This is a genomic window from Haloferax massiliensis, from assembly GCF_001368915.1.
Classification (GTDB): Archaea; Halobacteriota; Halobacteria; order Halobacteriales; family Haloferacaceae; genus Haloferax; species Haloferax massiliensis.
Map to the genome: position 1 here is coordinate 1,121,251 of NZ_CSTE01000002.1, position 13,986 is coordinate 1,135,236.

At 68.2% G+C, this 13,986-nt stretch carries 16 protein-coding genes; 9 read left to right on the forward strand and 7 right to left on the reverse strand.

What is annotated here, in order from left to right; translation table 11 throughout:
• Window positions 1-97 precede the first annotated feature (97 nt).
• From BN996_RS09785 to BN996_RS09795, 3 genes are all read left to right on the forward strand, one after another.
• Window positions 98-1,051, forward strand: coding sequence for an ABC transporter ATP-binding protein (locus tag BN996_RS09785; RefSeq protein WP_089778621.1), 954 nt, complete (start codon window positions 98-100; stop codon window positions 1,049-1,051).
• The gene (locus BN996_RS09790; protein WP_089778623.1) at window positions 1,048-1,803 is read left to right on the forward strand and encodes an ABC transporter permease; all 756 of its coding nucleotides are present in this window, start codon (window positions 1,048-1,050) and stop codon (window positions 1,801-1,803) included. Before BN996_RS09785 ends, BN996_RS09790 begins: the two co-directional genes overlap by 4 nt.
• 101 nt (window positions 1,804-1,904) lie before the next feature.
• Window positions 1,905-2,189: a DUF7545 family protein gene (locus BN996_RS09795; RefSeq protein WP_007274735.1), complete on the forward strand. Its 285-nt coding sequence runs from the start codon at window positions 1,905-1,907 to the stop codon at window positions 2,187-2,189.
• Between the two features lie 28 nt (window positions 2,190-2,217).
• Here BN996_RS09795 and BN996_RS09800 read toward each other — a convergent pair whose 3' ends face one another.
• The 4 genes from BN996_RS09800 to BN996_RS09815 all read right to left on the reverse strand — a co-directional run bounded on the left by BN996_RS09800 (window position 2,218) and on the right by BN996_RS09815 (window position 4,813).
• Window positions 2,218-2,421, reverse strand: coding sequence for a hypothetical protein (locus BN996_RS09800; RefSeq protein WP_007274736.1), 204 nt, complete (start codon window positions 2,419-2,421; stop codon window positions 2,218-2,220).
• A gap of 133 nt (window positions 2,422-2,554) precedes the next feature.
• The gene (locus BN996_RS09805; RefSeq protein WP_089778625.1) at window positions 2,555-3,352 is read right to left on the reverse strand and encodes a ZIP family metal transporter; all 798 of its coding nucleotides are present in this window, start codon (window positions 3,350-3,352) and stop codon (window positions 2,555-2,557) included.
• A gap of 237 nt (window positions 3,353-3,589) precedes the next feature.
• Window positions 3,590-4,342, reverse strand: coding sequence for a mechanosensitive ion channel family protein (locus BN996_RS09810; protein ID WP_089778627.1), 753 nt, complete (start codon window positions 4,340-4,342; stop codon window positions 3,590-3,592).
• Window positions 4,343-4,546: 204 nt separating this feature from the next.
• Entirely contained in the window at window positions 4,547-4,813 is a 267-nt protein-coding gene (locus BN996_RS09815; protein ID WP_089778629.1) for a DUF8066 domain-containing protein, read from the reverse strand.
• A gap of 208 nt (window positions 4,814-5,021) precedes the next feature.
• On the opposite strand from BN996_RS09815, the gene acs reads away from it, so the two are divergent.
• Window positions 5,022-7,115: an acetate--CoA ligase alpha subunit gene (gene acs, locus BN996_RS09820; RefSeq protein WP_089778631.1), complete on the forward strand. Its 2,094-nt coding sequence runs from the start codon at window positions 5,022-5,024 to the stop codon at window positions 7,113-7,115.
• A gap of 26 nt (window positions 7,116-7,141) precedes the next feature.
• Window positions 7,142-8,245, forward strand: a complete 1,104-nt coding sequence (locus tag BN996_RS09825; RefSeq protein ID WP_089778634.1) for a phosphotransacetylase family protein — start codon at window positions 7,142-7,144, stop codon at window positions 8,243-8,245.
• Between the two features lie 43 nt (window positions 8,246-8,288).
• Here BN996_RS09825 and BN996_RS09830 read toward each other — a convergent pair whose 3' ends face one another.
• From BN996_RS09830 to BN996_RS09840, 3 genes are all read right to left on the reverse strand, one after another.
• A complete protein-coding gene (locus BN996_RS09830) occupies window positions 8,289-8,477 on the reverse strand; it encodes a DUF7987 family protein (protein ID WP_089778636.1) in 189 nt (62 codons plus the stop codon).
• Between the two features lie 39 nt (window positions 8,478-8,516).
• The gene (locus BN996_RS09835) at window positions 8,517-9,623 is read right to left on the reverse strand and encodes a M24 family metallopeptidase (RefSeq protein WP_089778638.1); all 1,107 of its coding nucleotides are present in this window, start codon (window positions 9,621-9,623) and stop codon (window positions 8,517-8,519) included.
• 73 nt (window positions 9,624-9,696) lie between these two features.
• Window positions 9,697-10,800, reverse strand: a complete 1,104-nt coding sequence (locus BN996_RS09840; protein ID WP_089778640.1) for a CNNM domain-containing protein — start codon at window positions 10,798-10,800, stop codon at window positions 9,697-9,699.
• 132 nt (window positions 10,801-10,932) lie between these two features.
• Here BN996_RS09840 and BN996_RS09845 point away from each other — a divergent pair, with 132 nt between their 5' ends.
• The 4 genes from BN996_RS09845 (at window position 10,933) to BN996_RS09855 (ending at window position 13,986) form a co-directional block, all read left to right on the forward strand.
• Window positions 10,933-12,264, forward strand: a complete 1,332-nt coding sequence (locus BN996_RS09845; protein WP_089778641.1) for a S8 family peptidase — start codon at window positions 10,933-10,935, stop codon at window positions 12,262-12,264.
• A 90-nt stretch (window positions 12,265-12,354) separates the two neighbouring features.
• A complete protein-coding gene (locus tag BN996_RS09850) occupies window positions 12,355-13,392 on the forward strand; it encodes a DUF7544 domain-containing protein (RefSeq protein WP_089778643.1) in 1,038 nt (345 codons plus the stop codon).
• A gap of 165 nt (window positions 13,393-13,557) precedes the next feature.
• Complete coding sequence (locus tag BN996_RS20120) at window positions 13,558-13,728, forward strand: hypothetical protein (protein WP_167344123.1); 171 nt, start codon at window positions 13,558-13,560, stop codon at window positions 13,726-13,728.
• 30 nt (window positions 13,729-13,758) lie between these two features.
• The gene (locus BN996_RS09855; protein WP_089778645.1) at window positions 13,759-13,986 is read left to right on the forward strand and encodes a DUF7543 family protein; all 228 of its coding nucleotides are present in this window, start codon (window positions 13,759-13,761) and stop codon (window positions 13,984-13,986) included.

Here is a 13,986-nt window from a genome sequence, read left to right on the forward strand (position 1 = left end):
AGCGGGCTATGCGTTCTCGCGCTCCCGCCCGCTCCGCGACTCGAACCGAGCGGCGATTCCGAATCCCTTACCACCCGATAGTGACGACGGGTACGACATGGACGAGGTACTCGCCGCCGACGGCCTCAGGAAGTCCTACGGCGACGTGGAGGCGCTCTCGGGCGTCTCCCTGTCGGTCGCCGAGGGGGAGGTCTTCGGCCTCATCGGTCCGAACGGCGCGGGGAAGACGACGCTGGTTCGCGCCCTCACGGGCACGACCGCGGTGGACTCGGGGTCGGCGGCCATCCTCGGGCGCGACCCGACCGAGGTGGACCGCCAGCGCCTCGGCGTCCTCCCGCAGGAGTTCCGGCCCGCGGGTCGGCTCACCGCCCGCGAGCTCGTGGCCTACTACGCCGGGCTCTACGACGACGCCCGCGACCCCGGCGCGGTGCTCGACGAGGTCGGTCTCGCCGACGCCGCCGACACGTGGTACGAGAACCTCTCGGGCGGCCAACAGCGCCGGGCCTGCATCGCGCTGACGCTCGTCAACGACCCCGACGTGCTGTTCCTGGACGAACCGACCACCGGCATCGACCCGGCCGGCCGCCGGTCGCTGTGGGGGCTCGTCGAGGACCTCGCGGCCGGCGGGACGACGGTGTTTCTCACCAGCCACTCGATGGAAGAGATAGAGCGCCTCGCCGACCGCGTGGGACTGCTCAACGCGGGCGAACTCGTCACGGTCGGCCGGCCGGACGACCTCGTGTCCGAGTACGGCGGCGACAGTCGTCTCGTCGTCCGGACCGACGGCGACGTCGACGCCGAGGCGACCCTCCGGTCGGTGTCGCTGCCGCCCGCGCTCGACGCGACGGTGACGGGTGACGGCATCGCGGTCCACGGCGTCGGCCCGCGCGACATCGGCGACGTGGTCGCCGCCTTCGACGACGCGGGCGTCGTCTACGAGTCGCTCGTCTGGAAGCAGCCCGGTCTCGAAGAGGTCTACCTCTCTCTGACCGGCGAGCAGTTCGAGGCCGCACGCCCCGCCGCGGCCGCCGCGGTCGGAGGTGACAGATGAGCCTCGCCGCCCGCGTCCGCTCGGAGTTCGTCGCCTCGTGGCACTCGTTCCTCCGGCGGCGGACGGCGGTCTTCTTCACCTTCTTCTTCCCCGCCATCATCGTCGTCATCTTCGGGGCGCTCGTGCAGACCCAGCCGACCGGCGGCGGCCTGTTCGCCGAGCCGAAGGAGTACTACATCGCCGGCTATCTCGCGGTCGTCGTGCTGTTCACGCCGCTGTCGCGGGTCGGGAGCACCATCGCCCGCCACCGCGAGGGAAGCCGCTTCGAGAAGCTGGCGACGACGCCGCTGTCGCGCGCCGAGTGGCTCCTCGCGCACTCGCTCGTCAACGTCGTCGTCATCGGCCTCGCGGCGCTGTTGCTCCTCGCGCTGTCGGCGCTCGTGACCGGCGCGTCGGTTCCGCTGACGCCCGCGACGCTCGCCATCGTCCCCTTCGTCGCGCTCGGCGTGACGCTCTTCTGCGGCCTCGGGGCCGTCATCGGGAGCGTCGCCGATTCGCAGGACGGCGTCATCGCCGCGAGCAACGCCATCGCGCTCCCCCTGTTGTTCCTCTCGGAGACGTTCGTGACGCCCGACCTGCTTCCCGCGTGGTTCGTCCCGGCGCTGAACCTCTCGCCGCTCACGTACTTCGCCCGCGGCGTCCGGGCGCTCACCTACGGCGGCGGCGACTGGCTCACGAACCTCGCGGTGCTCGCGGCGCTCGCGGTCGCCTTCTTCGCGGCCGGAACGCTGGCGATTCCGCGGACCGACTGAGGGGACGCACCGCTCCCGCCCGCGACGTTCGAGGCGTCCCGAGGGCCCCCGACGCGCCCGCAAACTCAAGCCTTAACCCGCGGCCGACCCCACGTGGTGGCATGGTCGAAACTGAGACGTACACCATCGAGGGACCGGACGGAGACACCGAAGCGCTGGAACTCCCCGCGGGCCTCGTCGACATCTTCTCGGAGCAGGGCGAAGAGCCGACCGACGTCGTCGCCGACGTCGTCGTACAGGCGTTCGCACAGCAGGCCCACGTCGTCGCCCACCACAGCGAAGGCGGCGCGCCGGCCGACATCGCCGAAATCAACGAGAAGATGGAGGAACTGTTCGAAGAGCGCTTCGGCGTCCCGCTGTCGGACGCGCTCGGCCACTCGCACTAAGCGGCAGTCGCACCCGAATTTTCTCGAATTACGACAGGTAGCCGCGCCTGTCGAGGGAGAGCCCAGCCACGACGACGACGAGCACGATGCCCAGCGCCACGGGCATGAAGTACGGACTAGATATCGTCCCTCGCGTGAGTTGCCACGAGCAGAGAACCCCGAGAACTCCGCCGAGCGTGACGAGCGCCCAGAGGAACCCTAACTCGGAGAGAACCCGCGTCAGCACGGACATCGTTCGCTCACCGGGACGCGTGGCGGTTCACTCGGTCCCGACATCACGACGAGCGCGGGGAAACGCCGTTCGAATCCGGTCATCACGGCTGTTCTGACAACCCGCAGAACCATATGTGTCTCAGCGGGCGCGCTCAGATGAACGCCAGCGGCACCATGATGGCGAAGCCGGCGACGAGGCCGGCGACGAGTTCGACCCGGCCGCCGCGCGGGAGGCGCTCGCCGAGTTCGAGCGCCTCGGGGATGAACTCCGTGAGGACGAGAAAGACCATCGCGCCGGCGGCGAAGCCGAAGCCAAAGGGGAGGAACTCCCGGGCGATGCGGACGAAATAGAAGGCGATGACCGCGCCGATGGGCTGGGGCAGACTGGAGAAGATGGCCCACCAGACGAGCTTCCAGTTCGAGACCTCCATCGACCGGAGCGGGATGGAGATTGCCAGCCCCTCGGGGACGTTGTGAATCGAGATGGCGATAGTCATGAACACCGCGAGCAGCGGGACGACGAAGCCGAACAGCTGGAAGCCGCCGTCGAGGCCGAGGTCGGCGAAGGAGACGCCGACGGCGACGCCCTCGGGGAAGCTGTGGACGGTGAGGATGCCGAGAATCAAAAGCAGTTTGCGGAAGTCGGCCTCCTCGTACTGCTTCGGGTCGACGTCCGCGCCCTCGATGACGTAGTGGGCGACGAGGACGAGCGCGACGCCCGCGAGCATCCCGATACCGAGTTGCAGCGGCGTCCCGTTGGCGAGCCCCTCGAAGACGAGTCCGAACAGCGACGCCGACACCATGATGCCCGAGGCGATACCCCACAGCGCCACGTTCCAGCGGTCGCTCACGTCCGAGACGAAGAAGAACGGAATCGCGCCGAGACCCGTCGCGATGGCCGTGACGAGCCCGGCGAGAAAGACGAACGTGAGAGCGGCAAACTGGTCCATACCGAGGGTAGTCACTCGGTGCCGATAAGTATTATCATATCCCAGATAATTTTGGCAAGCCTAAAGTATTGTGTGGGAGATAGAGGCGACCTACCAGTTTAGACGGGCCGAAAAGTCGAACTGAACCGTATACTATGTATTCTGATAATTCTCCTCGTGAAAGCGGTCACTCGCCGAGGATAGTCGGTGAAGAAAGGGACCCGGTTTCGCGGTGTGCGCACCCGGAACGGAGCGGTCTCAGTCGTCGGCCGCCGACGCGCCCTCGGGTGAGTCGCCGTCGCCGCCCATCGGGGAGACGGGGGTGGCCGCGACGGAGCGGGCCGACCCCATCCAGCGCTCGACGTTGGCCGAGACGTAGTCGCGCGCGCCGAAGGCGACCGCGCCGCCGACGCCGATGGCGAGGGCCGCGGCGATGCCCCACGCGAACGCCTGGGCGATGGTGAACAGGATGGCCACGTCGATGCCCATCGTGCTCAGGCCGATGACGACCGCGGTGAAGTAGAGGAACATCCGGGTGCCGACCGCGAAGACGCTCGTGTACGGCGTCTCGGTCGCCGCGCGGGTCCGGGTGATTGCGTCACCGATGAAGTCGGCGACGACGAACCCGAGGACGATGACGAGCAGGCCGGCCACGAACGACGGTGCGTACGACGCCGCGGTCGAGACCCATTCGGAGAACAGGTCGACCGCGAGCACGTCGGCGGCCGCCAGTACGGCGATGGCGTAGACGAACCACTTGCCGAGCGTCCCGAACGCGCCCGAGACAGCCCGTTCGGTCCCGCCGAGAATCTTCCCGACGGGCGTCGCCAACACCGCCTTGTCGACCTCGACGCGGTCGGCGAGTCGCGTGATGAGGCGAGCCGTGATACTCCCGATGAACCAGCCGACGATGAGAATCAACAGCGCGCCCGCGAGCCGCGGGACGAACGCGAGCACGGCGTTGGTCAACTCTGCGACGGACTCGGTCAACGTGACTTGTAACGGATACATTGTTCCGAGTCGAACATGGCGCTCCCGACAGTTAGTTAATAGTAGGAGAACCGTTGCTGAAATTATCTCGTAATCGGTACCCTCAGATTTCGCCGATACTCGGCGAGAACGGACGAACAGTCGGTTCTCGCTGCGAATCTTCGGATTCTTTCCCTGCCGGCCCGCGGGCGGGACCGTCTCGGATTCGGGCGCGTCGGCCGCGATTTAATCCCGGCTTGATTCGTCGCCGCGGTCGTTGGAGCCGGCGCGCTCGTCGGCGAGACGGCCGAGCTGTGTCGCGATTTCCTCCACGGCGACGACGAGTCTGGCGGCGTACCAGAGGACGACGGCGATGACGAGGAGGAACACCCACGCGAGGAGTTGCCGGGCGATGAGGAGTGCGTAGACGAGCGTCAGCGCGAGAAACACCGTGACGGCGACTTTCACGCCCGCGGTCCGGTGGAGGGGCGTGCCGTCTGCTGATGGGGACATAACCCGTCGTTTTCGGGGGATGGCATTATGTGTTTGGCCGCCGAAGGCCGGCGGCGACCTCATCCCAACTGACGAGCGAAATCCGCCCAATTCCGCGGTATAAATCGCGAACAATCCCGATTAATTGCGCTACTGTAGCGTGCCACCAAAGGCCGTGAGACGGCCCACACCACCGAGTTTATCAGTCAATGACCGGAATCAACAGGTAATGGGAGAGCTATCCGAATTGTTCGCGCCGAACCGAATCGCGGTGGTCGGTGCGACCGAGCGCGAAGGAGCAGTCGGGCGGGCAATCATGGACAACCTCATCGACGAGTTCGACGGTGAGGTCGTTCCGGTCAACCCCAAGTACGACGAACTGTTCGGCCTGCGGTGCTACGGCGACGTCGGCGAGACGGACGCCGACCTCGCGGTCATCGTCGTCCCGCCGAAGGTCGTCCTGCCGGCGATGAAGTCCGCCGGGGAGGCGGGTATCCAGAACGTGGTCGTCATCACCGCCGGCTTCGGCGAGACGGGCAGCGAGGGGGCCGCCCGCGAGCAGGAGCTCCGCGACATCGCCGAGGAGTACGACCTCAACGTCGTCGGCCCGAACAGTCTGGGCATCATGAACACGGACGTCGGCATGAACGCGACGTTCGGCCCCGACATGGCCCTCGACGGCAACATGTCGTTTATGAGCCAGTCGGGCGCGTTCATCACGGCCGTCATCGACTGGGCCAACGACGAGGACATCGGCTTCAAGGACATCGTCTCGTTGGGTAACAAGGCCGTCCTCGACGAGGCCGACTTCATCGAGACGTGGAACGACGACCCCGACACCGAGGTCATCATCGGCTACCTCGAAGGCATCTCGGCGGGCCGCGAGTTCATCGACTCCGCCCGCGAGGTGACGAAGGACACGCCCATCGTCCTCGTCAAGTCCGGCAAGACCGACGCCGGCGCGCAGGCCGCCTCCTCGCACACCGGCACCATCGCCGGCTCCGACGCCGCCTACGAGGCCGGCCTCGAACAGGCGGGCGTCATCCGCGCGGAGTCCGTCCAGCACCTGTTCGACACCGCCCGCGTGCTGGGCGACCAGCCGGTCCCCGAGAACAAGGACGTGGCCGTCATCACGAACGCCGGCGGCCCCGGCGTCATGACGACCGACGCCATCGGCGAGTCGGAGCTGAAGATGGCGGACTTCACCGACGAGACGCTCGAAACCTTCTCCGAGTCGCTGCCCGCCGAGGGGAACATCTACAACCCGGTCGACATCGTCGGCGACGCCGACAACGCCCGGTTCAAGGAGGCCCTCGACGTGGCGCTCGCCGACGACAACGTCGGCATGGCGCTCGTCCTGACCTGTCCGACGGCCGTCCTCGACTACAACCAGCTCGCCGCCGACACCGTCGAACTGCAGGGGAAACACGACAAGCCCATCGCCGCCTGTTTCATGGGCGGCGAGCGCGTCGACGCCGCGTCCGACGTGATGAAAGACGCCGGCATCCCGAACTACTTCGACCCCTCGCGCGCCGTCGACGGCCTCGAAGCGCTCTCGAAGTACGCCGACATCCGCCAGCGCGAGTACGACGCGCCCACCGAGTTCGACGTGGACCGCGAGCGCGCCCGCGAAATCCTCGAAACCGTCGAGGACCGCGACGAGACCCGACTCGGCGTCGAGGCGATGGAACTGCTCGACGCCTACGGCATCGAGACGCCGACCGGCGACATCGTCGACGACCCCGCCGACGCGCTCGAAGTCGCAGAGCGCATCGACGGCGACGTGGTGATGAAAATCGTCAGCCCGGACATCCTCCACAAGTCCGACATCGGCGGCGTCAAGGTCGGGGTCGCAAACGAGGACGTCTACGACGCCTACGAGGACCTCGTCACCCGCGCGAAGAACTACCAGCCCGACGCCAACATCCTCGGCGTGCAGGTCCAGGAGATGGTGAACCTCGACGACGGCGTCGAGACCATCGTCGGCATGAACCGCGACCCGCAGTTCGGCCCGCTCATGATGTTCGGCCTCGGCGGCATTTTCGTGGAAATCCTCGAAGACACGACGTTCCGCGTCGCGCCCGTCTCCGAGACGGAGGCCGAGGACATGACGAAGGAGATCGACGCCGCGCCGATGCTCCGCGGTGCCCGCGGTAACGACCCGGTCGACATCGGCGGCATCACGGAGACCATCCAGCGGCTCTCCCAGCTCGTCACCGACTTCCCGGCCATCCTCGAACTCGACATCAACCCGCTCGTCGCCCTGCCGGACGGCGTGAAGGCCGTCGACGTTCGACTCACCGTCGACCCGGACGAACTTTAAACACTTCACCACCCTATCACTCAACAATGAACACGGTACTCGTCACCTCGACCGGAGAAAGCACCGGGAAGACCGCAATCACGCTCGCACTCGGCGTCCTCGCCAAGGAGCGCGGACTGGACGTGGGCTACATGAAGCCCAAGGGCACCCGCCTGCAGTCCAGCACCGGCAAGACCCTCGACGAGGACCCGATGCTCGCCCGCGAACTGCTCGACATCGACGCGGAGATGCACCAACTGGAACCCGTCGTCTACTCCCCGACGTTCATCCAGGGAGCCGTCCGCGGCAAGGAGAACGCCGAGGAGCTCTCGGAGGTCATCTCCCACCACTTCGAGGACATCTCGGCCGGCAAGGACCTGATGCTCGTCGAGGGCGGCGGCTCCTACCGCACCGGCGGCATCGTCGACCTCACCGACGGCGACGTGGCGGACCTCCTCGACGCCGAGGTCGTCCTCGTCGCCGACTACCAGCACCCGAGCGACCTCGACGACGTGGTCGCGGCGGTCGAAGACATCGGCCCCGACCGCCTCGCCGGCGTCGTGTTCAACCGCGTGAGCGACGCCGCCTACGACGAACTCGAAACCGAGGTCGCGCCGTTCCTCGAAGCCCGCGGCGTCCCCGTCCTCGGCGTCGTCCCGACCGAGAAGGACCTCGCGGGCGTCACCGTCGAGGAACTCGCGAACGAACTCGGCGCGAACTTCGCCACCGACGCGCCGACCGACGCCTTCGTCGAGCGCTTCCTCGTCGGCGCGATGGGCGGCGACGCGGCGCTCCGCTACTTCCGCCGCACGAAGAACGCCGCGGTCATCACCGGCGGCGACCGCGCGAACATCCAGCGCGCCGCGCTCGAAGCCCCGGGCGTCAAATGTATCATCCTCACCGGCGGCCACCGACCCGTCGGAGCCGTCATCGGCAAGGCCGAAGAGAAGGGCGTCCCGGTGCTCCTCGTCAACGGCGACACGCTCTCGGTGACCGACCGCGCCGAGGACATCGTCAGCACGGGCCGCACCCGCGACGAGCGCACGGTCAACCGGATGCGCGACCTGCTGTACGAACACGCCGACATCGACGCAATCATCGGCGACATCGAACCGTCCGGTGACGACGCTGTCGACGGCGACGACGAGTAACGGCCGACGCGTCGGCATCGACCGCTTTTTTCGGGATTCGGACTCAGACCCCGTTCTGTCCACCCTCGCGGCTATCGAGGTAGTCGTTGAGGAGCGACGGCGCACCGACGCCGACCGCGAGGAGCGCGAAAAACGAGAGGACGAACTGTCCGGTGACTAGCTCCACGAGATAGGCGGTGGGGAGGGCGGCGAGGACGAATCCGGTGACGACGAGTGTCTGTCGGGAGACCATACGCCCGCTACGAACGTCAGTGGGTTAAACGGTTCCCGGTCAGCAGCGCCAGCCGCGGTCGGTGTCGTTCAGGAGTTCCGCGCCGTCGTCGGTGACGACGACGAGGTCCTCGATTCTGACGCCGAACTCGTCGGGGAGGTAGATTCCCGGTTCGACGCTGAAGACGTTCCCGACTTCGAGTTCGCGGTCGCTCCCGGCGACGATGTAGGGTTCCTCGTGCACGTCGAGGCCGACGCCGTGGCCGGTCCGGTGGATGAAGCGGTCGCCGTAGCCCGCCTCCTCGATGACCTCGCGGGCCGCGCGGTCGACGTCGCCGGCGGCGACGCCCGGTTCGACGGTCTCGACGGCGGCGGTCCGGGCGGCCTGTACGACGCCGTGGACCTCGGCGAACTCGGCGGGCGGCTCGCCGGCGAAGACGACGGTCCGGGTCTGGTCGCTCGGGTAGTGGTCGACGACGGTCCCGAAGTCGAGGACGACCGGGTCGCCAGACTCGATGACGCGGTCGCCGTGGCCGTGGTGCGGCATCGCCCCGTTCGGGCCGGAACCGACGAGCGGGCCGAAGGGAATCCCCTCGCCGCCCTCGTCGGCGAGGAGGCGCTCGATTTCCGCCGCGAGCTCGTTCTCGGTCATGCCGACGGCGTCAGCGCCCATGTCGCGGACGCGCTCGACCGCGCGGTCGACGGTCGCGCCGGCGCGGCGGAGCGCGTCGAGTTCGGCGTCGTCCTTCCGCGCGCGGAGCGGGGCGACGACCTCGCTGGCGAGGCCGAAGTCGGCGGCGGGGAGCGCCGCCCAGAGGTCCTGCGAGAAGCGCGCCCACATCGTGTCGTCGACGAGAATGCGCCCGCCGGCGAGGTCGAGGTCCGAGACGACGTCCGCGAGGGCGTCCCGCGGGTCGTCGTCGTCGCTCCACGTGCGCACGTCGGCGACCCACGACTCGGCGCGGACCTGCGTCTCGTAGAGGTCGGGGACGAGGAACACCGGGTCGCCCTCGCGGGGGACGAAAAGCAGCAGGTGGCGCTCAGCGGGTTCCTCGTCGAAGCCCGAGAGGTACAGCAGGTTTCGGCTGGGGAACAGCGCGGTCGCGTCGGCGTCCGCGTCGGCCAGTCGGTCCTGACACGCGCGGGTCCGTCGTTCGAAGGGCGTCATGCGAGTCGATACGGGCGGCGGGGGAAAAGCGTGGGCGGTCCGCGAGCGCGTCGGGTCGCCACCCGCGAGCGTCCTACGCCCCGAGGTCGAGCGGGTCGTAGAGCTGGCCGGTGATTGACTCGAAGGCGTCGGAGGCGGTCACGAGGCCGACCACGGAGCCGCTTTCGGGGTCGCGGACCATCGCGAGTTCCTGATTCTCCTCCTGGAAGCGGTCGATGAGGTCGCTGACCGAGAGGTCCGCGGGGACCGAAAGCGGGGGTGCGGCGATGTCGTCGAGGCGGCGGTCGCCCGACTGGAGGCGGTCGATGTTCGAGAGGACCGTCGGCGCGTAGACGACGCCGCGCACGTCGTCGAGCGAGTCGCCGACGAGCGGGAACCGCGAGTGCTGGGGGTTCGACCGGACGCGTTCGAGGCTCTCGTCCGTGGTCGCGTCGGCCGAGAGCGCGACGACGTGGTCCGCGGGGACCATCACGTCGCGGACGGGTAGCTCGCCGATTCGCAGCGCGTTGAGCACCTCCTCGCGGCGGTCCTCGGGCAGCGACCCCTGTGCGAGGATATTACCCATCTGGCTGCGAACCTCGCCGCGACTGAGTCGGGTGCCACCGCTCCCGGAGCCGTCGCCGTCCTCGTCGTCGAGTTCGGCCTCCTGCCACGACCGGGTTATCTCGACGCCGCCGAGCGACAGCAGGCGCTTCGCCAGCCAGTCGGCGACGACGATGACCGGGTACATCAGCTTCGTCCAGCCGTACAGGACGGGCGCGGTGTACTTCGCCACCGCGCGGGAGCGCTCGACGCCGAGGTACGTCGGCACCTGCTCGCCGAGGACGACGTGCGAGAGGTTGATGACGACGAGCGCCAGCCCGACCGACAGCGACGTGTGGGAACCCGCCGCCCCGCCGCCGCCGAGAATCGCGTCGAAGGTGGCCGCGACGGCCGGTTCGGCGACGACGCCGAGGCCGACGCTGGCGATGGTAATCCCGACCTGACAGCCCGAGAGGTACACCTCCAGTCGCTCGGTCATCTCCCACGCGAGTTCGAGGCCGCGAGAGCCCTCGAAGGCGGATTCCTCGAACTGGGGGACGCGCGTCATCGCGAACTCCGAGACGACGAAGAAGGCGTTCGCGAGCAACAACACGAGGCCGCCGCCGAGACGAAGCGCGGTTTCGACACCTACCATGTGAGCCGAGCGTTCGAACCGGACTCCCCTGAGCGTGTCGGCTCCGGTACGACGTTGTGGTTTTTCGAAGTGTTATTTTAAATCTCTAAATGTGCCGTAACAACTATGTCTCCGACGCCCGGGTCGTTTGGTATGCGTCAGCAACACAGGCGAGCCTTCCTGAAGCTGAGCGGTTCCCTCCTCGGCGGCGTCGCCGCCGGGTCGACCGTCGTCGCCGCCGAGCGGACGGACCGATTCATCGTAGACCTCGGCGGGAAAGACGCGTCGGCGCGGGTGAACGCCGACCTAGAGTTCGTCTACGACCTCTCGCCGGCCGGGGTGGTCGTCGTCGAGGGGAGCGAATCGACCGTCGCCGCGCTGGACGTGACCTACGCGCCCGACGTGGAGATTGCAATCGACGCGCCGGCGGTCAACGACGCCGCACCGACGAGCGCCGTCGACGAGCCGGGATACGGCGCGCAGTGGGACAAACAGAGCCAGCGGATTCCCGCCGTCCACGACGTGACCCGCGGCGAGGGCGCGCGCGTCGCCGTCATCGACACCGGGGTCGCCGCCGACCACCCCGACCTCGAACACGCGGTCAACACGTCGCTCTCGCGGAATTTCACCGGCGACGGGTTCGGCGCGGGCGTCCCCGCCGGCGGCGACCACGGCACCCACGTCGCGGGCATCGTCGCCGCGAACGACAGAAACGAGACGGGCGTCGTCGGCTCCGCGCCGGGGGCCGAACTCGTCGACTGCCGCGTCTTCTCGCCGAACTCGCTCGCCTCGTTCGCCGACATCCTCGCGGCCGTCGTCTACAGCGCCGAAATCGACTGCGACGCCGCGAACCTCAGCCTCGGTGCCTACCCGGTCCCTCGGCAGGGTGAAGGAGGCTTCTACGGGAAGGTGCTGAACAAGACGCTGACCCACGCCAACCGCTCGGGGACCGTCGTCGTCGTCGCCGCCGGCAACGACAGCGCCGACCTCCAACACGACGGCGACCTCATCAGCCTCCCCAACGAGGGGGCGCAGGCGCTCAGCGTCGGCGCGACCGGACCGAAGGGCACTGCCTTCGACGCGGGCGACGCCGAGGAGGGGCCGAAGACGCCGGCGTTCTACACGAACTACGGGACCAACGCCGTCGGCGTGGCCGCGCCCGGCGGCGACGCCCTCCTCTCCGCACAGGAGAGCCATCCGGACACGTGGTTCTACGACCTCGTCTACAACACCGTCTCGACGCCCGCCTACGACGACGACGGGAACTACGTCGGCTCGGCGAACGGCTACGGCTGGAAGGCCGGCACCTCGATGGCCGCGCCGCAGGTCGCCGCCGCCGCGGCACTCGTCCGGTCGGTCGAACCGGGATTGACCGCGGATCAGGTCGCCTCGAAACTCGGACGCACCGCGGCCGTCCCAGCGGACGCGGACCGGGCGTACTACGGGTCGGGCTACCTCGACCCGCTGGCCGCCGTCACGGAGTAACGGCCTCCGCGCCCCCGAGAAAGTCCACCGAGCGAACTGATACCTTAGATCTCGAACATCTTTATCCCGCGAGGCGTCGCATTGTTAGCCATGAGTTGGAAAGCAATCGACGCCCTCGACGACGCTCGTGACGCCACGACGTCGCTCCTCCTCCCGTTCGACGCGGGTCGGTGGGCGCGCCTCGCACTCATCGCCCTCTTCGTCGGCGGCCTCGGCGGTGGCGGTGGCACCGGTGGCAACGCCGGAACAACCGCGCCCGGCAGCGGCGGGTCGACCGACATCCCGGTCGACTCGCTGCCCGGTTTCGTAACCCCCGAGAACGTCCTCGCAGCGGTTATCGCGCTCGCGGCGGTCGCTATCGCCCTCGGCATCGTCTGGTCGTTCGTCGGCTCCGTGATGCAGTTCGTCCTCGTGGACGCCGTCGTCACGAAAGACGTGCGCATCCGCGAACCGTTCCGCGAGCGCTTCTGGCTCGGCGTCAGGCTGTTCGGGTTCCAAGTCGGCCTGCTCGTCGCCGTCCTCGCGGTCATCGGACTCCCGATAGCGGCGGTGTTCTTCGGCATGGTCGCGTTCACGCCCGCGGTGGCCCTCCTCGCCATCCCGCTCGTACTGCTCGGGTTCTTGCTGCTGTTCGTGGTCGCGGTCGTCATGCAGTTGACGACCGACTTCGTCGTCCCGACGATGATAGCCGAGGACCGCGCCCTCCTGTCGTCGTGGGGGCGGGTCGCTCCGGTGTTCCGCGCCGAACTCTCCGAGTTCGGACTGTACGTCATCGTCCGGTTCATCCTCGGCATCCTCGCGAGCATCGGTATCGGTATCGCGGCCCTCCTCGCCCTGCTCGTCGTCGCCATCCCCTTCGCCATCGTCGGCGGCGCGGCGTTCCTCGCGCTCAACGCCGCGAACGTCGCGTTGACCTCGACGGCCGGGCTGGTCGTCTTCGGCGCGCTCGGGGTCCTGTTCGTCCTCGCGGCCATCGCGGTCGGCGCGGTCGTCCAGATGCCCGTCGTGACGTACTTCCGGTACTACTCGCTGTTCTTGCTCGGCAGCGCCGACGACTCGCTCGACCTCGTCTCGCAGTTCCGGTCCGACGACGACTCGTCGGCTCCCGAGGGACCGACGCCCGCCTGAACACCGGCGACTCGCTCGCCCCGACTCGCGCTCCAATCTCGGGGGGCGCGCCGCCGTCACACCCTAAAACCCCCGTCGCACTTCGTTTTTCGCGCCGTCGCCGACGCGACCGACTCGGGTGGTAAGCGGTGATTAATTAATACGTTGACAATCCTACGCTTCGGTATGTCCTTCGAATGGGTCTCGTACTTCACGTGCGAGGAGTGCGGGCTAGAGCGCCCGTCGCCGGAGGTCCCTTACGACCGCCTCGGGTACGCGATCTGTCCGAACTGCGGCGCGGAGACGCGCCCGGCCGCCCCGGTGACGGCCGACGCCTCGACGCTGGCGGATGGGTAGACACTTCGGCCTCCGCCGTCATTGCCCGGTATGAGTTGGACGGAGGTCCGCCGGGACGACCGCATCGCGGAGTGGGAGCGAAGCGACGGCCACGCGACCATTCGGCTCCGACGCGGGCCGAACGCGTGGCACGTCAGGGTCGACCGACTCTACCAGTCCGCCGAGGGCCGCGGCTACGAGGGCGAGCGCTTCGAGTCGGAGGCCGAGGCCCGCGAGGCCGTCGACGCGTGGAAGGCCGAGTACGACGTGGAGAACTGA

Coding starts and splice junctions, on each gene's coding strand:
- BN996_RS09850 (WP_089778643.1), top strand. CDS start 12,355: ATGAGTTGGAAAGCAATCGACGCCCTCGACGACGCTCGTGACGCCACG.
- BN996_RS09825 (WP_089778634.1), top strand. CDS start 7,142: ATGAACACGGTACTCGTCACCTCGACCGGAGAAAGCACCGGGAAGACC.
- BN996_RS09790 (WP_089778623.1), top strand. CDS start 1,048: ATGAGCCTCGCCGCCCGCGTCCGCTCGGAGTTCGTCGCCTCGTGGCAC.
- BN996_RS09835 (WP_089778638.1), bottom strand. CDS start 9,623: ATGACGCCCTTCGAACGACGGACCCGCGCGTGTCAGGACCGACTGGCC.
- BN996_RS09855 (WP_089778645.1), top strand. CDS start 13,759: ATGAGTTGGACGGAGGTCCGCCGGGACGACCGCATCGCGGAGTGGGAG.
- BN996_RS09830 (WP_089778636.1), bottom strand. CDS start 8,477: ATGGTCTCCCGACAGACACTCGTCGTCACCGGATTCGTCCTCGCCGCC.
- BN996_RS09785 (WP_089778621.1), top strand. CDS start 98: ATGGACGAGGTACTCGCCGCCGACGGCCTCAGGAAGTCCTACGGCGAC.
- BN996_RS09795 (WP_007274735.1), top strand. CDS start 1,905: ATGGTCGAAACTGAGACGTACACCATCGAGGGACCGGACGGAGACACC.
- acs (WP_089778631.1), top strand. CDS start 5,022: ATGGGAGAGCTATCCGAATTGTTCGCGCCGAACCGAATCGCGGTGGTC.
- BN996_RS09840 (WP_089778640.1), bottom strand. CDS start 10,800: ATGGTAGGTGTCGAAACCGCGCTTCGTCTCGGCGGCGGCCTCGTGTTG.
- BN996_RS09800 (WP_007274736.1), bottom strand. CDS start 2,421: ATGTCCGTGCTGACGCGGGTTCTCTCCGAGTTAGGGTTCCTCTGGGCG.
- BN996_RS09810 (WP_089778627.1), bottom strand. CDS start 4,342: ATGTATCCGTTACAAGTCACGTTGACCGAGTCCGTCGCAGAGTTGACC.
- BN996_RS20120 (WP_167344123.1), top strand. CDS start 13,558: ATGTCCTTCGAATGGGTCTCGTACTTCACGTGCGAGGAGTGCGGGCTA.
- BN996_RS09815 (WP_089778629.1), bottom strand. CDS start 4,813: ATGTCCCCATCAGCAGACGGCACGCCCCTCCACCGGACCGCGGGCGTG.
- BN996_RS09805 (WP_089778625.1), bottom strand. CDS start 3,352: ATGGACCAGTTTGCCGCTCTCACGTTCGTCTTTCTCGCCGGGCTCGTC.
- BN996_RS09845 (WP_089778641.1), top strand. CDS start 10,933: ATGCGTCAGCAACACAGGCGAGCCTTCCTGAAGCTGAGCGGTTCCCTC.